The following is a 23,373-nucleotide window of genomic DNA, read 5'->3' as shown; positions in this document are numbered from 1 at the left end:
TAGTTGATCAATTAGTTTAAATCAGGTTTAGTGTCTTTTTTAGTTTCTTTTAAAATGCTGGAAACAATCATGTTTCCAATTGGCGTTTTAATGAGTTTGTGCTGCGATTTGTGCAGTACAATGGCAACTATTAAGTAGAAGAGGGCAATGATGAAAAAACCATAATAATACTCTCCAAGCTGTTTTCCAATCCATAAACTAATCCCTATATTGAGGAACAGGGTAAAAAATGCAACAACGGCGCCAACTGCGATCCTTGATGTTAATGTTGATAAAACATCTGCCGATGCTGATACTGTTTTGAGCTTAATTAATTCTAAGCTCGTTTTAGTATAGTTTTCGGCTTTTTCATAAAGATTTAGGTTCTCGTCTGTTGTTGCATTTGATTCCATGATATAGGGTATTTATGGTTTAAAAATTTCACTTTTTAATAGTTCGTTTTTATTGTTTTTGCTTCATCTTTAATAGTATTGAAGTCTTCTTTTGCCTGACTGAATTTTGCTTTTCCTTCTTCAAGAATTTCTTTTCCGTTTGACGAAATTGTATGAACAATATCATCAAGTTTGGTTTTCAGATTGTCTTTGTAATCTTTTGATTTATCTGAGATTTTTTTTCTTGTATTCGAACCTTTATCCGGTGCAAACAAAACTCCTAAAAATGCTCCTGCAGCTGCAGCTCCTAAAATTCCTAAAATTGTGTTACTCGTTTTCATAATATTTGATTTAGTGATTTAATAAAGTATTTAATAATTTGTTGATTTTAAATTTCGCGACCCTTAATAAGCCTAAAAAGTATCGCAATAACAGCAATGACTAATAAGATGTGAATAATGCTTCCGAGGCTGTAAACAAAGAAACCTAAAGCCCACAGAATAACTAAAATAACGGCGATTGTATATAATAAATTTGACATGGCGTATATGATTTGTGATTAATAATTAATTGTTTTCTTAATTTAATTTATACGAAAGGTATAAAGTCAAATTGCTGTTTTTTGCATCCGGAAAAGTATAAGTTGTCCCGGCAACGGTTCTTTCTTTTCCAACAGTTGTCAATCCGTAATTGTAACGTAAACCAATACTAATTGGATTAAAATCAACTCCTACACCGGCTGATAAACCAGCATCAAATTTGTTCAAATCATCAGTATTAATTTCCTGATCAAAACTTATGTCTCCGTCTCCTGTAACTTTAGAACTTACCAGATAAGAGGCATATCCACCGGCGTGTACGTTAAAGTTTTTCGTAATATTAACTCTCACTAACAAAGGAACTTCGATATAGTTTAATCTAAATTTTGCGTTTCCTGTAGCAAAAGCATTGTTGTAATCTAATTCGGCACCTTTTGTAGTAAACAAAATCTCCGGCTGAATTGCGATAAAATCAGAAATTGGTAATGTGGCATATACACCGGCGTTAAAACCGTATAAAACATTGTCGTCATTGGCATCGTTAGAATATAAATTCGACATGTTAAATCCTCCTTTAACCCCAAATTCGGTATTTACATTATTGTCCTGAGCGTGCAGCATTCCAAACGAAGCTGTCAAAAAAAGTGTTAAGGCGCATAAAAAATTTGATTGCATTTTCATAGTTAAAAAATTTAGTTAATAATGATTGTATCGGCGTTTAGATAATTATTTTTTTTATTTTTTCGGTTTCTCTTAAAAACTGATATTGTTCCGGTAAATACTGTAATACAAGTTTTAAAATGGTTTGATCATTCGTTTCTTTTGATATTGATTCAAACAAATTAATTTGTTCCTGCAATGATTGCTGCATTGAGTTTAAATAAGCTTGATTGAAACTCATTTCATTGGCATCGATCAAATCATACAAATCTCTTTTGTGAGTGGCGTTGATTTCAGTAATAATAATGAGCTTTCTGTTGGCTAATTTTGTTACTTCCTGCAATAATTGATTTTGATGAACTTCAATTCTTTTGCTTACTTCTTGTATTGTACTATCAGAACTTTTTTGTTGTGCAATTTGACTTTTCGAAATAATAGTTTGACTCACATTTGCTGTTGCAATAAAAAAAAAGGCTTCGATTTCTTCTTTATCATTTTTGGCAAAAGCTTCATTTTTTAAAGAACTTTCTACCGGATTATTTTTTTTGCATGATGAAACAAAAATCATAAGGGCTACTAAAAAAAGGGCTCTTAAAATTGTTGCTTTTACTCTGGGCATTGCTTTCATTATTACTTCATAAAGTATTACATTACAAAGATGGCAACGAATACAATATTTTGCTTTACAGCATAAAAAAGAAACGTTATATAATTCCCATAAAGGATTTATATAACGCTAATTATGTAAAGTTTAAGTCTCTTTTTTGAAAGGCTAATCCGGAAGGAAAATGGTAAATACAGAACCTTGATTTGGATTACTGTCGGCAAGAATATAACCTTTATGATTGTCTACAATTTTTTTACAAATAGCAAGACCAATTCCTGTTCCCGGATAATCTGTTTTGGAATGCAAACGCTGAAATAAAACGAAAATAGTTTCCTTAAATTGAGGATCAAAACCCATTCCGTTATCGGTGAAAGTGATTTTATGGTATTTTTTGACATTCTGATCCAGTAAATCAGGATAATCCTCAGCGGTCACTTTTTGACTTTCAATTGTAATTTCAGGCGCAATATTAGGCTGACTGTATTTTAGAGAATTTCCAATCAGGTTAATGAAAAGCTGCTCGATCTGATACGGAATAACGGCTAATTTTGGTAATTTCGTCGAAGTAATAATTGCTTTTTTCTCCTCAATTATCTCCGTCAGTTCCGCTTCGGCATTTTCCAGTAATTCGTTTAAGCTCGATTTTATAAACTCCTTTTTAGTTGTATTTGTTCTTGAGAATAAAAGTAAATCATCAATTAAAACACGCATTCTTTTTGCCGAAACTTCAATTTTGGCAATATAATCTCTTGCGCTTTGTGACATAACTGCTTTATCAGCATCTGAAACCCGAGAGATAAAGGTTTGAATTTTTCGTAAAGGTTCTTGCAAATCGTGACTGGCAACATGGTTGAAAGAAGCTAACTCTTTATTGCTTTTTTCAAGTTCTCTGTTTCGTTCCTGAAGTTCAATATTGAGTAAATGCTCGTCTGTAATATCAAAATTAATTCCCAGTAAAATTTTACTTCCTTGTTGATCCGTTAATAATTTTCCGGTGGTTTTAAAATACCTGATTTCATGATTTGGAAGCATAATTTTATAATAAACAAAAGGCAATTGTCTATTACTAAGAATTCCGTCCATAGATTTTTTAACGGTTTCCTTATCATCAGGATGAACAAAATCCAGGAAAGTATCTTTTTCCGGTACAAATGCATTTGGTTCATAACCCAACAAACGGTATTGATTGTCTGAATAATCAATTTTTGAAGTGTCTAAATCCCATTGCCAGGTACTAAATTTACCAATAATTTCAGATTCGGCGATTAATCCGCTCGAGATCAAAAGTTTTTTATTGTACACTTTCAGGCGTTCAAAATCACGGCTAATTTGTCTGTAAGCCAATAAAATAAAACTTAAAGCAACAAGAAATAATGAAATAGAGAAAATAGGGCTTAACGAAATTTCGGCATCGTAAATTTTTAATCTATTGGCTAGATAATTCTTCTCGATATCATTCATTTCGTCAACCTGAAAACGAATATTTTCCATTAGAATTCGACCTCCAAACATATGATTATCGAGTTTTCGTTTATCATATGTTTTGGGATCACTGTATTTTAGGCAATTTTCAAAAGAGACAAAACGCTGAATGATGAGTTTGAATAACTTTTGAAGATTTTTTTGCTGTTTTGGATTATCAGCAGTTAGTTTTTTTAAGGTAATAAATGAAGTATTTACCTTGTCTCGCGAATAAATATAAGGCGTCAGGAAACGGGCATTTCGCGTAATGATATAACCACGCTGACCAGTTTCAGCATCTTTAATCGCCGACATTAACCGCTCTAATTGAATGTTTATTTCGTACGTATGCATAACCACTTTACTGGATTCATCTAAATCCCGATTGTGTTTGTATGCAATAGAAGAAAGAAATAACAGAATGAAAACTGCGATTACAAAAATAACTCTCAAAGAGTTTGAAGAATTAAAATTTGGGATCCATTTCATCGGTATTCTATTATTTTAGTCGAAGCAAAAAATTGTCACGATTTAGCCCAGAGGTATGATAGTGCCAGTTTACTGTCACAACTTCATTAATTATTTTTTTAAGCGTATTAAAATCGCTTGGTTTTTTAATGTAAATATTAGCACCCTGAACAAAAGTATCTTCAATATCTTCTTCAGATGAAGAAGTAGAATAGATCGCAATAATGATGTTTTTTAAATGTTCTGTTTTCTTGATCTCGATTAAACATTCTTTACCCGTTTTTTTTGGCATATTCAAATCCAGAAACAAAATGTCCGGCAGTTTATTATCCGGATTCATCAAATGATCCATCAATTGCATTCCGTCATGAACAAAATCTACGTTCGTCTGAATTTTTATTTCTTCAAAAGCATCGTTAAAAAAAAGGCGATCATCCTCATCGTCATCGGCCAATAAAATGTATAATGCGTTTTTTTGCATTTTAGTGTGGTATTTGGGTTTTATTTTAAATTTTCTCTTCGTTTCTTAATAATACGCTGAAAAGCTGACGGAGTAATTCCTGTTGTGTTTTTAAACTGCGTACTTAAGTGTGCAACACTCGAGTAATTAAGTAAAAACGCAATTTCGGTCAAACTCATTTCATTAATAATAATTAATTGTTTCGCTCTTTCGATTTTTTGTAAAATGATAAAATTCTCAATAGAAGAATAGGTGACCTCCGAAAAAACATTCGACAGATACCCGTAACTATGATTTAGTTTCTCAGCTAAAAACACAGAACTTTTGTAATTATTGTTGTCTTCCATAAAGACAAGTTCAATAATAGCATCTTTTATTTTTTGAACCAATACACTTTTTTGATTTTCTACAATTTCAAATCCGCATGGGCTCAATTTATTTTTTAAAGATTCGAGTGCATCAGCATCAAGATTATCATTAATCTCAATTTCGCCAAATCCCAGACTTGTAAAATTTACATTGTGCTGATCCAGATTGTGTTTTAAAAAAAGTGAGCAAATGGTGTTGATATCGAACTTTATAAATAGTTTCATTTTATCGAAATTTGGTTAAAGATAATTAATTTATTTTTGGTTATGTTATTGAACATTTGTTAGAAATATGCTAATATTAAAAAAACGAGCATAAATTTTCAAAAAAATACCGTCTAATATTTCTATTAGACGGTATTCCCGATTGAGTCAGAAAGGGTTACAAATCTGATAGAAGCTTTTGAAACTCTTCTTTTGTTTTTCCTAATTTTTGCTGAAGTTTACCATACATTTCATCTTCTTTACCTTCAGCATGCATCAAATCGTCATCTGTCAGATCAGCGAATTTTTGTTTTAATTTTCCTTTTAACTCATTCCAATTTCCTTTTATCTCTGTAGTATTCATGATTGTATTTTTTTATGTATTAATAGTATTGTAAAGTTGCAAAATGTTGACCAGTTATTTGTTACATCACTTTTGCTGCGTTTTGCATAATTCACATTTTATACGTTTTATACTTGATAACGTCGTAATACCCAAGCCATTTTTTCGTGTTCCTGTAATAAACCTGTAATAAAATCTGCAGAGCCAATGTCATTATTTTCATTTTCGAAAATCGGAATATAAGCTCTAAACTCAGTAACCAATTGTTCATGGTTTTCCAGAAGTTCTTCAAGCATATGCTTTTGCGAAGCATATTCTTTAGGTGATTCTTTAAGTGTAGAATTTTCGATAAACTCCTTCATTGTGCCAATTGTTTTTTCGCCAAGTTGACTAATGCGTTCAGCAACTTCATCAATATTCGCTTCTAAAATTCGATATTGTTCTTCAAACAATTTATGCAATTCCATAAAGCTGTTTCCTGAAATGTTCCAGTGAAATTTTCTCGTTTTCACATATAGAGTCATTTCGTTTGATAAAATCGTAGCCAATATAGCCGCGCTTTTTTTTAATTTCTGAGGAGTTATTCCAATATGTAGAGTCATAATTGCTTGATATAAGGTTTGTTATCAAAAATAGAAAAGAAGCAATTTATTTTTCTTACATAATTTGTTTAAGATGTTACATGAATTCAATGTTCGCTTAACCTGTTTGTAATTCTAAAAGTGTAGTTTTGCCGCCGAATTTACCTAATAAAACCAAATTTTAATGAAAAAAACTTTACTTAGTTTATTACTTATTGCAATTACATTTTCGGCCAAATCCCAGTCCTATTTGGGTTATACTCATGACAATTACGCAGGAGTTCAAAGTGTACTTTTTAACCCGGCTTCTATTGCCGATTCTCGTTTTAAAACCGATATCAATTTGTTTTCTGTCAGCGGTTCTGTAGCAAACGATTTATATGGAGTTCGTCTTTTTGATGTTTATAAAAAAGGATATGATTTTGATAATCAGTCTGTAATGACACCAAAAAACAACAATAAGGGTATCGCTAATTTCGATATTATGGGACCGTCATTTATGTTTAATATCGCTCCCAAACATACTATTGCTGTATTTACAAGAGGAAGATCTCTTACGAACTTAAGAGACATAAACGGAAACCTTGTAGACAAAGTAAAAGATGGTCTTGACGAAGCAAGCGATTTTAATTTTAATGCAGGAAATGCCCATGGAGCTTCGAACACTTGGGGAGAACTTGGACTTTCGTATGCCGCTGTTTTGTACCAAAAAAATCAGCATTTTCTAAAAGGAGGTTTGACAGCCAAATATTTACAAGGTGGTGTAAACGGGTATACAAAAGCAAATAATGTTAGTGTTGTATACAACGAAAATACAGTAAATCCCGAACAAGGAACGCTGGTTTCGACAGGACAACTTACTGTTGGAACAAGCCAGGACTTTGAAGCAAAAGAAGATTACGAATTTAATTCGGGGTCAAACGGATTTGGATTAGATTTTGGATTGGTTTACGAATGGAGACCAGATTATGATCAATACGATTTAAGTAAAGCCAAACCTGCCGACAACAATTTTAGAGATTTAAATAAATACAAGTTGCGTTTTGGAATATCAGTTACTGATATTGGATCAATCAATTATAAAAATGCAAGACAGGATACCTATAATGTAAATGGTACAATCACACAGGAAATGATTAATGATGCAGGTAACTTCTACGATTTCCTTAACGAGCATTATACCAAAATATCTTCTACAAAAGGAGCGATGAGAATGAATTTGCCTACAGCTTTGCATGCTGACGTAGATTGGAATATGTACAAAAAATTCTATTTGAATCTTAATGGAGATATCAATATGGTACCTGCAGATCGATTAAATGGTTACGGAATTGCAGATCGTATAACATTGACACCTCGTTATGAGACAAGATGGTTTAGTTTTTACGTTCCAATGACTTATATGGAGTACAGCGGAATGCAGGTTGGTTCAGGATTAAGAGTTGGAGCTTTCTTTATAGGTTCAGGTTCTGTTTTGACAAATTTAGTTTCGAAAGAATCAAAAGCTGCTGATTTTCACCTTGGGGTAAAAATTCCTGTTTATGAAAAGAAATTCAAAGACACAGATGAAGACGGCGTTATAGACAAAGAAGATGCTTGTAGAAAAGTAGCCGGTCCGGCAGAAAATAACGGATGTCCTTGGCCAGATGCTGATAAAGATGGTGTTTTTGACAAAGATGATACTTGCCCGAATGTTGCAGGTCCGGCAGAGAATAAAGGATGTCCTTGGAAAGATTCTGACGGAGATACTTTATTAGATAATGTAGATGCTTGTCCTTCAGTTGCAGGTCCGGTAGAAAATAAAGGTTGCCCTTGGCCAGATACAGACGGAGACGGAGTTTTTGATAAAGATGATGCTTGCCCAACTGTTGCAGGTTTAGCAGAGAATAATGGTTGTCCAAATTTAGACGCAGACAAAGACGGAGTTCCTGATAATGTTGATGAATGCCCACTAATTGCAGGTCCTGCTGATAATAAAGGTTGTCCAAAAGTAACTAAAGCAACATTAGCACAATTAAAAGTAGAAGCAAGATCAATTTTCTTCAACACAGGAAAAGCGACTTTAAGTGACGCTAGAAAAGGGGAGACTTCAGGAAGATTAGATGCAATTAAAGAGATCTTGAAAAACTATCCAAATGCTAAATTTGCTATTAACGGACATACAGATAATGTAGGAAATGCAAAAGCAAATCAGAAATTATCTGAAGCCAGAGCAAAAGTGGTAATGGATGCGCTAATTGAAAAAGGAGTAAATCCAGCAAATTTAACTTCGCAGGGATTTGGTGCTACAAAACCAGTAAAATCTAATAAAACTGCTGCAGGAAGAGCAGAAAACAGAAGAACAGAAATTGTTTACTTAGGTAATTTATAATCCTAAACTGAATATAAAACCAAAAAGCCATTCGTAATTGAATGGCTTTTTTTATTTTTGCGTACTTCTAAAAAAGAATTACTTCTGATGCATTAGAAGAACTAAAAAAACAAGAATGACAACACAACAACTACACGAACAAATTCTTTCAAAAAAATCATTTTTATGCGTTGGATTAGATCCTGATCTAACCAAAATACCGCCTCATTTATTAGAAACCGAAGATCCTATTTTCGAATTCAATAAAGCGATAATTGATGCAACACATGATTTGACCGTTGGATACAAACCAAACACCGCTTTTTTTGAAGCATATGGTATAAAAGGATGGATTTCATTGCAAAAAACAATCAATTATATCAACGAAAAATTTCCTGAAATGTTCACTATTGCCGATGCAAAACGTGGCGATATCGGAAATACTTCAAGCATGTACGCAAAAGCATTTTTTGAAGATTTGAATTTTGATAGTGTAACCGTGGCACCTTATATGGGAAAGGATTCAGTGGAGCCTTTTCTTGCTTTCGAAAACAAACATACTATTATGTTAGCTTTGACTTCTAACGAAGGAGCTTTTGATTTTCAGACCTTAACTACAAACGGAAAAGAATTATACAAACAAGTTTTAGAAACTTCTAAAACATGGAAAAACAGCCACAATTTAATGTATGTTGTTGGCGCAACTAAAGCAGAATATTTTACAGAAATCAGAAAAATTGTTCCGGACAGTTTCTTATTAGTTCCCGGAATTGGCGCTCAAGGCGGAAGTCTTTCTGAAGTTTGCAAATACGGAATGAATGATAAAGTAGGTTTATTGGTAAACTCTGCAAGAGCAATTATCTATGCTTCTAATGGAACTGATTTTGCCGAAAAGGCTAGGGAAGAAGCCTTGAAAGTACAACAAGAAATGGAAGAGATTATTCGTTTAAAGTTTCAGGTTTAAAGTTTCAAGTTTTCTTTGCTTTGAACATAATTTAACCGCAAAGTTCGCAAAGCTAAATCAACACAAAGCTTTGCGAACTTTATGTTTATTAAGCGCAATCCATAACAAAAAAACCTTGCGAACTTTGCGGTTAAATCAACACAATCCAATAACCTGAAACAAAATAAACGTGAAACAATTAACAGATCAAATAGGAAATATTCATTCTTTTGAAACTGCTCCAAAAAGAATTATTTCGCTGGTTCCATCTCAAACTGAATTGCTTTATGATTTAGGTTTGGAAGATAAAATAATAGGAATCACGAAGTTTTGTGTGCATCCGTTTCATTTAAAATCTACCAAGAAAACTGTTGGCGGAACCAAGAAAATTCATTTCGAAAAAATAAAATTACTGCAACCGGATATTATCATTTGTAACAAAGAAGAAAATACAGTTGAGATTGTAGATCAATTAAGCACAATTTGCCCGGTTTGGGTAACCAATATAGTTACTATAGAAGATAATTTCAAGATGATTTTAGATTTTGGACAACTCTTCAATTGCAGAACCGAAGCACAAAAATGGAATGATAAATTGACTTTCGCCCTGAGTGATTTCAAAAAGTATGTTGAAGATATTTCGGTAAAAAAAGCTGCTTATTTTATTTGGAAAAACCCATTTATGGTGGCGGGAAATGACACCTATATTAATGAGTTATTAAAATTGAATCATTTCTCGAATATATACGAAGACAAAGGCCGATATCCTGAAATTGAACTCAAAAAAATGCGTTTAGAAGGCGATCCTGATTTGGTTTTTCTTTCTTCTGAGCCTTATCCGTTTAAAGAAGAAGACGCTTTCGAAATTGGACGTTTTACACATCATGCCAAAACTGTTTTCGTCGATGGCGAAATGTTTTCCTGGCACGGAAGCAGATTACTAAAAGCTTTCCCTTATTTCAAAATACTACACGAAAGACTTAGAAATTAGTTTCAGGTTATTGGATTGTGTTAATTTAACCGTAAAGTTTGTAAAGTTTTGTGTAAAAAACTTTGCGAACCTTGCGTAAATCTTTGCGCTCTCTGCGTTTAAACTAAGTTCAAAGTAAAGCAACCTGAAACAAAGAAAACCTGAAACAAAGAAGACAAAAATCTATATAAAAAAAGAATGCCGACATCTCAAAGACGCCGGCATTATTTAACTAACCAAAACCAAAATAATAAATAACCAGTTTATTACATTACAAAGATCCGACTTAAATCGATCTTATGGTGTTAAGGTCTTGTTATTACTTTGTTGAATATAAGTTAATATCAAAAATCTTATGGCTTTGTATAAGGTTTTGCTTGAGTAAAATTTAGGCTTTTTGTGGTAAAACTAACCACAAAGTAAAGAAACCTGAAACCTGAAACAAAAAAACACAAACTGATATAAAAAAAGAATGCCGGCATCTCGAAGACGCCGGCATCATTTAACTAACCAAAACCAAAATAATAAATAACCAGTTTATTACAGTACAAAGATCTAACATATATGAATGTTTTGCTGTTAAGGTTTTGTTATTACTTTGTTGGACATAAGTTAAGATTTTTTAAGACGCCATTCTGAGCTTTCTGTAACGTTAAATAAGTTTTGATTATTAAAATATAATAACAATCAATTTTGTTTATGAATATGATAAAGATAAGTTTGTATATTTGATAAAACATTAAATATCAGCAATATGGATTCAAACAAAAAATTAACAACTGCAACGGGAACTCCGGTTCCAGACAATCAAAACATTCAAACAGCCGGACCTCGTGGACCTGTTTTGTTACAAGATTTTTGGTTTTTAGAAAAGATGGCCCATTTTGATCGTGAAGTAATTCCGGAGCGTAGAATGCATGCAAAAGGTTCTGGTGCTTACGGAACTTTTACTGTAACTCATGATATTACAAAATATACTAGAGCCGATTTATTTTCACAAATTGGTAAAAAAACCGAAATGTTTGCGCGTTTTTCAACTGTTGCAGGAGAAAGAGGTGCCGCTGATGCCGAAAGAGATATTCGTGGCTTTGCCCTGAAATTTTATACAAATGAAGGAAATTGGGATTTGGTAGGAAATAATACACCCGTTTTCTTTTTCCGTGATCCAATGAAATTTCCAGACCTAAATCACGCGGTAAAACGTGATCCAAAAACCAATTTAAGAAGTGCTGATAACAATTGGGATTTTTGGACCTTATTACCCGAAGCTTTACACCAAATTACTATTGTAATGAGTGATAGAGGAATACCAAGATCGTACAGACAAATGCACGGATTTGGTAGTCATACTTTTAGTTTTCTAAATGCTCAAAACGAGAGACATTACGTTAAATTTCATTTTGTAACACAACAAGGAATTGATAATCTTTCTGATGAAGAAGCCGCTAAATTAGTTGGCGGCGACAGAGAAAGTCACCAAAGAGATTTATTTGATGCAATTGAAGAAGGAAACTTTCCAAAATGGAAAATGTTCATTCAGATTATGACAGAGGAGCAAGCGGAAAATTACCGTTTTCATCCTTTTGATTTGACTAAAGTTTGGTTGAAAAAAGATTATCCACTAATTCCCGTTGGAGAATTCGAATTAAACAAAAATCCTGAAAACTATTTTGCCGAGGTAGAACAAGCTGCTTTTAATCCTGCACACGTGCCTCCTGGAATTAGTTTTTCACCGGATAAAATGCTGCAAGCCCGTTTGTTTTCTTATGGAGATGCACACCGTTATCGTTTAGGAGTTAACAATTATCAGATTCCTGTAAACTCGTCAAGATGTCCTTATAATACTTTTCATAGAGATGGAGCAATGCGTGTAGACGGAAACAATGGAAGTCGTATTCATTATGAGCCAAATAGTTTTGGAGAATGGCAAGAACAGCCAGAGTTTAAAGAGCCACCTTTAAAACTTCATGGTGATGCTTGGGCACATAATTTCAGAGAAGATGATAATGACTATTTTACACAGCCAGGTTTGTTATTCAATTTATTGACAGATGAGAAAAAACAATTATTGTTTAAAAATACTGCAGGTCAAGTAGGAGGAGCACAAAAGTTTATTCAAATTCGTCACATCAGAAATTGCTATAAAGCAGATCCTGCATATGGAGAAGGGGTAGCGAATGCCCTGGGCTTAACTATGGATGAAGTAAATAACTTTTCTGATCCAAGATTGTTGATTGAGGTGAAGTAAGGTTTAAAGGTGCAAAGATTCAAAGAGACAAAGGTTCAAAGAACATGCGATGAAAAATCTTTGATACTTTTAGATTTAAGCAAATAGAAAACCCGACAGATTTTTTTAATCTGTCGGGTTTGTTTTATTTAAGAAAAAGCCTTTGAGCCTTTGCAACTCTGCACCTTTGAATCTAAGAAAAAACAACTGTTTTATTACTATAAACCATTGTTTTACGTTCAGCATGTAATTTTATAGCGCGAGCCAAAACAATACGCTCCAAGTCACGTCCTTTCATGATAAAATCATCAACAGAATGTATGTGCGAAACTCTCGCAATATCCTGTTCAATAATTGGACCTTCATCTAATTCGGCAGTAACATAATGGCTTGTTGCACCAATAATCTTCACACCACGCTTAAAAGCCGAATGATAGGGTTTTGCACCTGGAAATGCCGGTAAAAAGGAATGGTGAATGTTGATGATTCTATTTTTGTAAAGCGAAATCAAGTTTGGCGTAATAATTTGCATATAACGCGCCAAAACAATAAAGTTGATTTGGTATTTTTCTAATAATTCAATTTGTCTGGCTTCACCTTCGTCCTTAATTTCTTTGGTAAAAGGAACACAATGAAACGGAATATCAAAACGTTCTGCAATCGATCTTAAATCATTGTGATTACTTATAATAACCGGAATTTCGACATTCAGTTCGCCTGCGCTGTAACGACCTAAAATGTCAAACAAGCAATGATCGTATTTTGAGACAAACAAAGCCATTTTAGGTTTTTGTTCCTGATTGTATAAATCCCAGGACATATCAAAAGCAGATGCAATATTTTGTTCAAAGTCAGCTTTAAAGCCTTCAAGTGTAGTATTTGGATTGGTAAATTCACATTCCAATCGCATAAAAAACACATTTTGTTCTACATCAACGTGTTGATCAATGTAGGTAATATTTCCTTCTACTTTAGCAATAAAAGTAGTCACCGTTGCAATAATTGCTTTTTGATCCTTACAATGAATCAGAATGGTTATTTTTTGCATTTCAAGTTTTTTTGGTTGGTTAACCGCAAAGTCCGCAAAGTTTTTTCAACCTCAGAACCTCTGCATCTTTGTCCCTCAGAACCTTCGTAAAAGTTACTTTTTGTCCTGCATTGCAAACACACTTTTTAGTAAAGGTGTTGTTCTTGCATTAATATTAGTACGAATATCTTTTTCTTCGACAGCAATCATTTTAAAAACCCCTGCCAGAGCTTGGTTTGTTGTATAATCGGTCAAATCTGGGTTTACTTTTTTAACTAACGGAAGCGTGTTGTATTTGTTGATGATATTTTTCCAAACTACATCAGCACCAACTTTTTCGAAAGAACTTTTTATCACCGGATTAAATTTTCCGTACAAAGCCGTTGTTGTGCCATTTTGCAAGTAAGTTGTTGCTGCACTTTCATTGCCTAATAAAATATTTTTCGCATCTGTAAAAGACATATTTTTTACCGCCGAAACAAAGATTGGAGTAGCTTCTTTTACAGCATCTTCAGCTGCACGGTTTAACATTTTTACACCTTCATCAGCCAGTGAGCTCAAACCTACTCTTCGTAAAGTAGCGTCTACTTTTTGTAATTCGGCAGGCATAAGAATTTTTACAGCTTCATTTTTATAAAAACCATCAACAGCGGTTAGTTTAGTCACTTGTTGTGTAATTCCTTTATTCAGAGCTTCTTTTAATCCAGATGCAATATCAACACCGCCAACTCCTGAAATTTTTGTAGATAATTTGGATATTTTTTGAGTTAAAGTTTCTTTCACCTGAGCATGAGAACCAAGAGAAAATACAAGCGCTAAAATTAAAATCTTTTTCATTAAGTAGTTTTATAAGTTTCAAAAATACTACTTATTCAAAAACAAAGCCACAATTTTATTTGAGCAGTAGAAACAATTTGTTTTATAATTAACAATAGCTCTGGTATTCGTTGCAAACGAAGTTTACTAAAGATCAAATAGCATCAATATTAGGTGCAGTAATCTTTTGCTTTGCGATTAAATCAGTTTTTTCTTTTTCTCCATTCTTGAATACTGTTTTCGAAGAAAGATTTGATTTGATCTTTTTTGCCATCAACACTAACCTGAAATGTTTTATTGTCTTTTGTTGTAATCAAAATATACGGAGCAAAAGTTAGTCCGGAATTGTATATCGTGTCAATTTTTACAATGTTCTTATAATAGGCAAAGTCTATTTTGTTTTTCTTTGCATCTCGCTTATCGATCCAATAAGATGCAACTCTTTTATTCGTATAAAAGTTTCCTGCGACTTCGTTTTTAAACTCACTATAAAATTGATAAATAGTTTCGTCGTCGTCCAGAATTTTTAAACTTTTTATACGATTAATGTCATCTTGAGATAAAGTTTTATGATTCTCAATTTTGTTGCACGAAAAAAGAAATAATAAGAGCGTTATAGTGATGTATTTGCTCATATTATTTACTTCTTCAATAAATCAACTTCTTCTTTTGTCTTCTCGATATAAACAGATTTTACGCTGTATTTCCAAATTCCTCTTTTTTCGGCAACAATAAAAATAGTTCCTTTTCCTTTTGAGCCTTTTATCGGAATTTGTAAATCGCAATTTCCGGTATTATTACTTAGACTAATATTACCAGAAGTCATTCCGTCTTCTTCAATTGGTTTTCCAAGCTTTTCTGTTACGACTTTGTTGTGTTGTACTTCGGTCATAACTTCTTTATAAACATCAGAATCTGTCATCATCGAGGTGACTCCAAAGAAAATTCCAACAATAAATAAAACAAAAAGAAGCACAATACTTAAGCAGCCTGTTGGTACAAGCCATTTCCAGTTTCTATCCCACCAACTTTTTCTAACAATTAATTCGTTTGAATCTTCCATAGTTTTAAAATTATTGCTTTTTTTCGATTTGATACGGCCAATCAATAAATGTTAAAAGTAAGGAATTTAGCTTGTTTTATAAATTCGATTTTAAAACTTTTTTATAAAAATAAAACAGCCCTTAATTGTTTATGCGTTTTGTAAATAGTGTAAATCAGGAGTATAAGTTGGATTGTTATAGTTTAAATCTTCTAAAATGACTTGTGTATAATCATTTCCTCCTCTTATTAAATAGTACATCGATTTAATGACATATATAGGACCAAAAGGAAAGATGCGCCAGCCCACTGATAAATTAATTAAAAAGTGTTTTAAGGCATATTTAAAAGTATATTCATTTGGGCGAACGAAATAGATATTAGAACTTTTTATTCTCTTTACTAATCTTGAAATGGAGTAAGGAAAAATGACAAATTTTCCACCTTGCTGAATTAATACATTAATTTCAAACATAGTAAGTCCTTCTGTATTATTTGTCTTCATAACGAGCTTTCTTTAATTATAAATAGTGGTGAATTATTTTGCAAAGGTCGAACAATGTAGCAGTATTTTTTAGGACGCAAAAGTTTTAAGATTAATAACTTAAGGTTTTTTTTAAGACAAAAAAAATCGGAAACTCGTCTAAACAAGTCTCCGATTACAGGTTCTTTTTGATTTTATAGTTTGTTTGAGGCAAGTATATTTTTTGGAAAAGTAATTTTGTTTAAATCACTATCACTGTCTTTTTCATAAACATCCTGATAGAAACAAATTTCATCAGAATCATTTACCCAGGCTGTAAAGTATGTAATGTAGATTGGTACTTTATTAGGCAATTTAAATGTAGTTTCTTCAGTACCTTCCATAGCTTTGTCAATTCTTTCTGCAGTCCATTCAGGATAATCTTTTAGCATTGCAATCGCAAGTTCTTTGGCTTTACTCACATTTACACAACCGTGGCTGAAAGTTCTTTTATCGAAATCAAATAATGTTTTGGCAGGAGTATCGTGCATATAAATATCATCTGGATTTGGAAAAATAAATTTCACAAGACCTAATGAATTTTCAGGACCGGGTTTTTGTCTTACTTGGCCATTTATGATTTCCATATTATGTTCGGCCAAATAGTTTTTATCGACAGCTATTTTTGATTTTAATTCGTTGTCGACAATACTTTGTGGAACGGTCCAATAAGGGCTAAAAACAACTTTGTCAATAGAACCGTTAAAAATGGTTGTTTTAGTTAATGGAGTACCAACAAAGACTTTTGATTCAAGTTCTACTTTACCATTTTTTACATAAACCAACTCAAACGACGGAACGTTAACCATAATGTATTCTTTGTCAGTCAGCAATTTTTGAGAAATTGATTTGCAACGTTCCATATTAATGGTAATCCTTCTTATTTTTTCTTCAATACTTTCGTTTAGGTCTTTAATATGATCTTCAGTAATAATATAATTTGGTTTTAACCCATTACGCAATTTATATTTCATTACACCATCCATTAATTCCTGATCATAAAAATCGCTTTTAGAATCATTTTTTAAATCTCCCATGATAAACAATCTATTTCTAATCTCAGCCACTGTAATTGATTTTTCGTCAGGTCTGATATCTTTATAAGGAGTAGCAAGAGTCATTGGTTTCCAAGAATCTTCGGCCGCTATTTTTTTATATTTTTTTAAAGCATTTTGCAATTTGTTGTACTGATTAAAAAGTATTGTACTGTTTTCTTCTTCTAAAGCAGATTTAGTAGATAAAGTATCTGAATTAGATTTTGAAGATTTTTCATTTAAATTATTTTTTTCAATACTATTAAAAGAAGACATGAAAAAACTAAGAGATAAAATTAGGCTAAGTGAATATAATGTTTTCATTTTTTTAAATTTTTACGGTGTTACTTTTGTGTTCAAGCTTTGGCAAAAATTTGGGGTTTTTCTATACAGCTAAATTACTTTACAATGTTGTTTTACAGGTTATTAGATTGTGTTCAAATGTTGCGAAATTGCCATGTTTGTAGGTTTTATATCTATATATCAATTCATTGCCTAAATTGTTACCCCATATAATAAAAAAATAATTATTTTTTATGTTAACATAAAGCTATTACGATAATCAAATATTAAAATATTTTGTAAATTGCTCCCTTAAAATTATCATATTCATAAAATGGAACAACAAATACCATATATTCCTAAAAATAAAGTAAGAATTGTCACTGCAGCTTCTCTTTTTGACGGACATGATGCAGCGATCAATATCATGCGCCGTATAATTCAGTCAACAGGAGTCGAAGTAATTCATTTAGGTCACGACCGAAGTGTTGAAGAAGTGGTAAATACTGCCATTCAGGAAGATGCCAATGCTATTGCAATGACATCATATCAAGGTGGTCACAATGAATACTTTAAATATATGTATGACTTGCTTCATGAAAAAGGAGCGGGGCATATTAAGATTTTTGGTGGTGGAGGCGGAGTGATTCTTCCAAGTGAAATTTCAGAATTACATGAATATGGTATTACAAGAATTTATTCTCCAGATGATGGACGTTCTTTAGGTTTACAAGGAATGATTAATGATTTGGTAGAACGTTCAGATTATCCTATTGGAGATAAACTAAACGGAGAAATTGATCATATCGAAAATAAAGTTCCAACGGCAATTGCACGTTTAATATCGGCCGCTGAGAATTTCCCTGAAATTGCAAAACCGGTTTTCGATAAAATTCACGAAAGCAATGCTAATTCTAAAATTCCGGTTTTAGGAATTACAGGAACGGGTGGAGCCGGAAAATCATCTTTGGTTGATGAATTAGTTCGTCGATTTTTAATTGATTTCCCAGAAAAAACAATCGGGTTAATTTCTGTCGATCCTTCTAAACGTAAAACAGGAGGAGCGCTTTTAGGAGACAGAATCCGTATGAATGCCATAAATAATCCTCGTGTATATATGCGTTCGCTGGCAACACGTCAGTCAAATTTGGCATTGTCAAAATATGTTGCCGAAGCGATTCAGGTTTTGAAAGCCGCAAAATATGATTTGATTATTTTGGAAACTTCTGGAATCGGGCAATCTGATACTGAGATTATGGATCATTCTGATGTATCCTTATATGTAATGACACCCGAGTTTGGAGCGGCAACACAATTAGAGAAAATCGACATGCTTGATTTTGCTGATTTGGTGGCTTTAAACAAATTTGACAAAAGAGGTGCATTAGACGCCATTCGCGATGTAAAAAAACAATACCAACGCAACCATAATTTATGGGATAAAAATCCTGATGAAATGCCGGTTTTCGGAACTATTGCTTCTCAATTTAACGATCCGGGAATGAACACGCTTTATAAAGCGATCATGGATAAAATTGTAGAGAAAACAGCATCCGAATTGAAATCGACTTTTCAGATTACGAAAGAAATGAGTGAGAAAATCTACGTGATTCCTCCTCACAGAACGCGTTATTTGTCTGAAATTGCTGAGAATAACAGATCTTATGATGAAATTGCTGTTTCGCAACAAAAAGTAGCTCAGAAATTATACGGAATTTTCAAAACTATAGAATCGGTTTCAGGGAAAATTCCGCAGATAAATAAAGCAGGAATTGAGGATTCGACCGTTTTACCAAGCGCAGTCGAAGCACACGACGAAAACAGAATCTTCTTGAATCTTTTACTAAATCAATTCGATAAAGTAAAAATGGATTTAGATCCGTACAATTGGGAAATTATCCTGAATTGGGATGAAAAGGTAAACAAATACAAAAATCCAGTTTACACCTTTAAAGTTCGTGATAAAGAAATTAAAATCGCGACACATACAGAGAGTTTATCGCACTTACAAATACCAAAAATAGCTTTGCCTAAATACGAAGCTTGGGGCGATATTTTGCGTTGGAATTTACAGGAAAATGTTCCTGGAGAATTTCCGTTTGCATCAGGATTATATCCGTTTAAACGTGAAGGCGAAGATCCGTCGAGAATGTTTGCGGGCGAGGGCGGACCGGAAAGAACCAACAAACGTTTTCATTATGTGAGCGCGGGATTACCTGCAAAACGACTTTCGACCGCTTTTGATAGTGTGACTTTATACGGAAACGACCCAGATTTACGCCCGGATATTTACGGAAAAATTGGAAATGCAGGAGTTTCGATTTGTTGTCTTGACGATGCTAAAAAGCTGTATTCAGGTTTCGATTTAGTACATGCTTTAACATCTGTAAGTATGACGATAAATGGGCCAGCGCCAATGTTGTTAGGCTTTTTTATGAATGCGGCGATCGATCAGCAATGCGAATATTACATCAAAGCGAACGATTTAGAAAAAGAAGTTGAAGCCAAAATCAACAAAATCTATAAGGAAAAAGGAACAGAGCGCCCTAAATATCAAGGTGATTTACCCGAAGGAAACAACGGTTTAGGATTAATGCTTTTGGGAGTTACAGGCGATGAGGTTTTACCTTTGGAAGTTTATAACGAGATAAAAGCTAAAACATTATCGCAAGTTCGTGGTACGGTTCAAGCCGATATTTTGAAAGAAGATCAGGCGCAAAACACTTGTATTTTCTCGACCGAATTTGCTTTGCGATTAATGGGTGACGTTCAGGAATATTTTATTACCAAAAACGTTCGTAATTTTTATTCGGTTTCGATTTCTGGATATCATATTGCCGAGGCGGGAGCAAACCCAATTACGCAATTGGCTTTTACGCTTTCGAATGGTTTCACTTACGTGGAATATTATTTGAGCCGCGGAATGAGCATCAACGATTTTGGACCAAACTTATCGTTCTTCTTTTCGAACGGAGTAGATCCAGAATATTCGGTAATTGGTCGCGTGGCACGTAAGATTTGGGCAAAAGCCATGAAAAACAAATACGGAGCCAACGAAAGAGCACAGATGCTAAAATATCATATTCAAACTTCTGGACGCTCATTACACGCTCAGGAAATTGATTTTAATGATATTAGAACGACTTTGCAAGCTTTGTATGCGATTTACGATAACTGTAATTCATTGCACACCAATGCTTACGATGAAGCGATTACAACACCAACTGAAGAATCTGTTCGTAGAGCAATGGCGATTCAGTTGATTATTAATAAAGAATTAGGTTTAGCCAAAAACGAAAACCCAATACAAGGTTCGTTCATCATTGAAGAATTGACAGATTTAGTTGAAGCAGCCGTTCTGCAAGAATTTGACCGAATCACAGAGCGTGGCGGAGTTTTAGGTGCAATGGAAACGATGTACCAACGTTCGAAAATTCAGGAAGAAAGTTTGTATTACGAAACCTTAAAACACAACGGAGATTTTCCAATTGTGGGCGTAAATACTTTCTTGAGTTCAAAAGGTTCACCAACGGTAATTCCGGCAGAAGTTATTCGCGCCACCGAAGAAGAAAAACAATATCAAATAACCATGCTCGATAACTTACACCAGTTTCACGAAGCAAAAGTAAACGAGCATTTAAACAAACTACAAGAAGCCGCCATTAAAAACGAAAACTTATTCGACCACTTAATGGAAGCTACAAAAGTTTGCTCGCTTGGTCAGATTACTTCGGCATTGTTTGAAGTTGGCGGTCAATATAGAAGGAATATGTAGAAATTTTTTTTGTCTTATAAAAAAAAACGCATTTGATCACATATCAAATGCGTTTTTTTATGAATAATTATTTCTTTTAAAATGCGACAGTATTTGTATGATAAATCATCATATATTTGTTTTTTTTAAATAATTAACCTCAAATACTGAATGAAGACAAAATTACTTTTATTTTTTTTAGCCTTTTTAACAATACAGATAAATGCTCAACAACAAATTCATACTTTTATAAGTACACCGTCGACTTTCAAAATATTTAATGATAAAATCATATTTTATGGTAATCAAGATGATACTGGTAGAGAGTTGTGGCTTAGCGATGGAACTTCTTCAAATACAAAGATTTTAAAAGATATATACCCAGGTGCAGAACAATCAGTAAAATTGGGTTCGGCAATTTTAAATAATAAATTTTACTTTATAGCCAAAGATGAAAGTTCTGAAGGCGAAATATGGGAGACTGATGGTACTGATTCTGGAACTAAAAAAGTTACAAATTTTATTAATGGAAGAACTTTAAAACTTACGACAGTAGGGGATAAAATATTTTTTCTAGTCCGTTTGGAAACAGATAAATTTCAAATTTGGAAAACAGACGGAACAACAAACGGAACAGTATTTATTAAGGAAATTTCGGATTATTGGAATGATTCTACATTTGAAGGTAAGTGTAATGATACTTTTATATTTACAATTCAAGTAGCTTCAACCATGAACTCTAGGGTATGGCGAAGCGACGGAACATCTGATGGAACTTTTCCGATAACTCAGCAAATGGATGGAAATGGATCTGATTCTGGAGGAACACCTGGATTTAGTCAATATATAGTACACAATAATAAGCTATATTTTGTTACTAGATATTTTTTATATGAAACAGATGGAACTCTTGGAAATACTAAAATTATTGGTAATGTTTGGAACGCACAAAATAATATCGTAGAACACAGTAATGTTATTGAAGCAAATAATAAACTATATTTTATGTTTTATTCATCTGCTTTAAACAAATTGTCAATATGGAAGTTTGATGATAGTAATAAAAGTGTAATTGAAATTTATGTTAACCAAAGCAATAAATATTTTACTCCTTCTAATTTTTCGAAAACAGATGATTCGTTACTTTTCTGTGCATCAAATGCAAGTGGAAACACATCATTATTATCTTTAAACCTTAATAATTATTCTGTAAGAGATTTGAAAGAACTAGCAACTAATGATGTGCAAAGGTCTGATTTCTTTTTTGTTCCAATATGGGATCCAGCTAAAATTTATAAAATTAAGCAAGGTGAGTATTTTATTACCTCAGGTGTTGACGAAAAATTTTTAAGAAAGGGATGGATTGCGAATAATAATTTGAATACTATTGAAAATGTTAGTGCGCTCGATAATGTAACACAAGCTATTGTTTTTAAAGACAATTTATATTACGGAAAGAATAATATATTCTGGAAGTACAGCAATAATTTAAGTACTCCTATAGTTGGAAACAAATCGCCATTGGTATTTTTCCCAAATCCTTCAACTAACTTTATAAATGTCCAAGCCAGAAATGATAATCAAGTTGAAAGTGTTCAAATTTTTGACTTAAATGGTAGATTAGTGACTAATGAATCTGATTTTGCCAATGATAAAATTGATGTTTCGAAACTAAGTCCCGGAACCTATGTTTTAAAAGCTAAAGTTGATGGAAGTGAAATATCAAAGAAAATAATAAAAAACTAAAGAATATAAAAGCAGCTCCATTTAGAGCTGCTTTTATTTAGGTAGATAAAAGTTTAGTTTTAAAATAGTTCCGAAGGAACAAAGCCATATTGTAGGGATGGATTTTAATCCGTTCATGACAAAGAAATTCCATACCGTTTGTCATTTCGACCGAAGGGAGAAATCACACTCGGAGCTCGACAAAGTAAATTACCAATCGGTCGAAATGACAATATTGTGGTTGATTTTAAAGGGATTAATTTCTTTGACAAAATATCATTCATTAACCATATTTTCAACATCACTCAAAAATTCAAGTTCATCCAGAGGAATCATTTGTAGAATGGTTTCAAGAATTAGGCTCACATTTATAGCATCGTTTTTCTTGTTTTTTGCATTATGCATATCGTGATCAAGTGCCAGAATTGATAATTTTAGCATATCGGTAATTAGGCAACCGAGTTCGAAGTAGTTTATAATCTTGATTTTAAATGTATAAGCTTCAGATTTGTCGTTGGCGGGTTTTAAGGTTTGAAAATGTAGAGTGGTTAATTGTTTAAGTCTTGCTAAAGTTTCAGTTTCATTGTTTTCCATGGCATGTATTTTTTATTTGTATCTT

At 33.0% G+C, this 23,373-nt stretch carries 23 protein-coding genes; 6 read left to right on the top strand and 17 right to left on the bottom strand.

The genetic code is table 11. From position 1 onward, the window contains the following. Nucleotides 1-11: 11 nt before the first annotated feature. From ACHRVZ_RS04435 to ACHRVZ_RS04390, 10 genes are all read right to left on the bottom strand, one after another. Nucleotides 12-392 (bottom strand): hypothetical protein, encoded by a 381-nt coding sequence (locus ACHRVZ_RS04435; protein WP_395420972.1) that lies wholly within the window; start codon nt 390-392, stop codon nt 12-14. 35 nt (nt 393-427) lie between these two features. Further along, entirely contained in the window at nt 428-712 is a 285-nt protein-coding gene (locus ACHRVZ_RS04430; RefSeq protein WP_395420971.1) for a YtxH domain-containing protein, read from the bottom strand. A gap of 47 nt (nt 713-759) precedes the next feature. After that, on the bottom strand, nt 760-912 hold the full coding sequence (locus tag ACHRVZ_RS04425) for a lmo0937 family membrane protein (protein WP_115098685.1): 153 nt from the start codon (nt 910-912) through the stop codon (nt 760-762). Nucleotides 913-949: 37 nt separating this feature from the next. Next, entirely contained in the window at nt 950-1,591 is a 642-nt protein-coding gene (locus ACHRVZ_RS04420) for a porin family protein (protein ID WP_395420970.1), read from the bottom strand. A 37-nt stretch (nt 1,592-1,628) separates the two neighbouring features. Then, complete coding sequence (locus ACHRVZ_RS04415; protein ID WP_395420969.1) at nt 1,629-2,198, bottom strand: DUF4142 domain-containing protein; 570 nt, start codon at nt 2,196-2,198, stop codon at nt 1,629-1,631. Nucleotides 2,199-2,342: 144 nt separating this feature from the next. After that, on the bottom strand, nt 2,343-4,127 hold the full coding sequence (locus tag ACHRVZ_RS04410; RefSeq protein WP_395420968.1) for a CHASE3 domain-containing protein: 1,785 nt from the start codon (nt 4,125-4,127) through the stop codon (nt 2,343-2,345). A 10-nt stretch (nt 4,128-4,137) separates the two neighbouring features. Beyond that, the gene (locus ACHRVZ_RS04405) at nt 4,138-4,587 is read right to left on the bottom strand and encodes a response regulator (protein WP_395420967.1); all 450 of its coding nucleotides are present in this window, start codon (nt 4,585-4,587) and stop codon (nt 4,138-4,140) included. Between the two features lie 20 nt (nt 4,588-4,607). Further along, nucleotides 4,608-5,159: a helix-turn-helix domain-containing protein gene (locus ACHRVZ_RS04400; RefSeq protein ID WP_395420966.1), complete on the bottom strand. Its 552-nt coding sequence runs from the start codon at nt 5,157-5,159 to the stop codon at nt 4,608-4,610. Between the two features lie 157 nt (nt 5,160-5,316). Next, nucleotides 5,317-5,502, bottom strand: a complete 186-nt coding sequence (locus tag ACHRVZ_RS04395; protein WP_395420965.1) for a CsbD family protein — start codon at nt 5,500-5,502, stop codon at nt 5,317-5,319. Nucleotides 5,503-5,609: 107 nt separating this feature from the next. Beyond that, entirely contained in the window at nt 5,610-6,083 is a 474-nt protein-coding gene (locus tag ACHRVZ_RS04390; protein WP_395420964.1) for a Dps family protein, read from the bottom strand. A gap of 163 nt (nt 6,084-6,246) precedes the next feature. Here ACHRVZ_RS04390 and ACHRVZ_RS04385 point away from each other — a divergent pair, with 163 nt between their 5' ends. The 4 genes from ACHRVZ_RS04385 (at nt 6,247) to ACHRVZ_RS04370 (ending at nt 12,573) form a co-directional block, all read left to right on the top strand. After that, a complete protein-coding gene (locus tag ACHRVZ_RS04385) occupies nt 6,247-8,433 on the top strand; it encodes a DUF5723 family protein (RefSeq protein WP_395420963.1) in 2,187 nt (728 codons plus the stop codon). Nucleotides 8,434-8,548: 115 nt separating this feature from the next. Next, on the top strand, nt 8,549-9,376 hold the full coding sequence (gene pyrF / locus ACHRVZ_RS04380; protein WP_395420962.1) for an orotidine-5'-phosphate decarboxylase: 828 nt from the start codon (nt 8,549-8,551) through the stop codon (nt 9,374-9,376). A gap of 169 nt (nt 9,377-9,545) precedes the next feature. Continuing rightward, complete coding sequence (locus ACHRVZ_RS04375; protein WP_395420961.1) at nt 9,546-10,346, top strand: ABC transporter substrate-binding protein; 801 nt, start codon at nt 9,546-9,548, stop codon at nt 10,344-10,346. 733 nt (nt 10,347-11,079) lie between these two features. Next, a complete protein-coding gene (locus tag ACHRVZ_RS04370) occupies nt 11,080-12,573 on the top strand; it encodes a catalase (protein WP_395420960.1) in 1,494 nt (497 codons plus the stop codon). A 172-nt stretch (nt 12,574-12,745) separates the two neighbouring features. Here the strand turns inward: ACHRVZ_RS04370 and purU are convergent, their stop codons facing one another. The 6 genes from purU to ACHRVZ_RS04340 all read right to left on the bottom strand — a co-directional run bounded on the left by purU (nt 12,746) and on the right by ACHRVZ_RS04340 (nt 17,317). After that, the gene (gene purU / locus ACHRVZ_RS04365; RefSeq protein WP_395420959.1) at nt 12,746-13,600 is read right to left on the bottom strand and encodes a formyltetrahydrofolate deformylase; all 855 of its coding nucleotides are present in this window, start codon (nt 13,598-13,600) and stop codon (nt 12,746-12,748) included. 93 nt (nt 13,601-13,693) lie between these two features. Next, entirely contained in the window at nt 13,694-14,416 is a 723-nt protein-coding gene (locus tag ACHRVZ_RS04360; protein ID WP_395420958.1) for a DUF4197 domain-containing protein, read from the bottom strand. 182 nt (nt 14,417-14,598) lie between these two features. Continuing rightward, entirely contained in the window at nt 14,599-15,030 is a 432-nt protein-coding gene (locus ACHRVZ_RS04355) for a hypothetical protein (protein ID WP_395420957.1), read from the bottom strand. A gap of 5 nt (nt 15,031-15,035) precedes the next feature. Further along, a complete protein-coding gene (locus ACHRVZ_RS04350) occupies nt 15,036-15,458 on the bottom strand; it encodes a cytochrome c oxidase assembly factor Coa1 family protein (protein WP_395420956.1) in 423 nt (140 codons plus the stop codon). A gap of 129 nt (nt 15,459-15,587) precedes the next feature. Further along, nucleotides 15,588-15,941 (bottom strand): hypothetical protein, encoded by a 354-nt coding sequence (locus ACHRVZ_RS04345; protein ID WP_395420955.1) that lies wholly within the window; start codon nt 15,939-15,941, stop codon nt 15,588-15,590. A 173-nt stretch (nt 15,942-16,114) separates the two neighbouring features. Next, entirely contained in the window at nt 16,115-17,317 is a 1,203-nt protein-coding gene (locus tag ACHRVZ_RS04340; protein WP_395420954.1) for a L,D-transpeptidase family protein, read from the bottom strand. Between the two features lie 292 nt (nt 17,318-17,609). Between ACHRVZ_RS04340 and ACHRVZ_RS04335 the strand changes: the two genes are divergently transcribed. Both ACHRVZ_RS04335 and ACHRVZ_RS04330 read left to right on the top strand, forming a co-directional pair. Next, nucleotides 17,610-21,050, top strand: a complete 3,441-nt coding sequence (locus ACHRVZ_RS04335) for a methylmalonyl-CoA mutase family protein (RefSeq protein ID WP_395420953.1) — start codon at nt 17,610-17,612, stop codon at nt 21,048-21,050. A gap of 150 nt (nt 21,051-21,200) precedes the next feature. Beyond that, entirely contained in the window at nt 21,201-22,775 is a 1,575-nt protein-coding gene (locus ACHRVZ_RS04330; protein ID WP_395420952.1) for a T9SS type A sorting domain-containing protein, read from the top strand. Nucleotides 22,776-23,030: 255 nt separating this feature from the next. Here the strand turns inward: ACHRVZ_RS04330 and ACHRVZ_RS04325 are convergent, their stop codons facing one another. Then, a complete protein-coding gene (locus tag ACHRVZ_RS04325; RefSeq protein WP_395420951.1) occupies nt 23,031-23,348 on the bottom strand; it encodes a hypothetical protein in 318 nt (105 codons plus the stop codon). Nucleotides 23,349-23,373: the final 25 nt, after the last annotated feature.

It is taken from the genome of Flavobacterium sp. FlaQc-57 (assembly GCF_044007395.1).
Lineage (GTDB): Bacteria > Bacteroidota > Bacteroidia > Flavobacteriales > Flavobacteriaceae > Flavobacterium.
The sequence above is the reverse complement of the archived record's forward strand: the minus strand, read 5'-3'. Positions and strand labels throughout refer to the sequence as shown.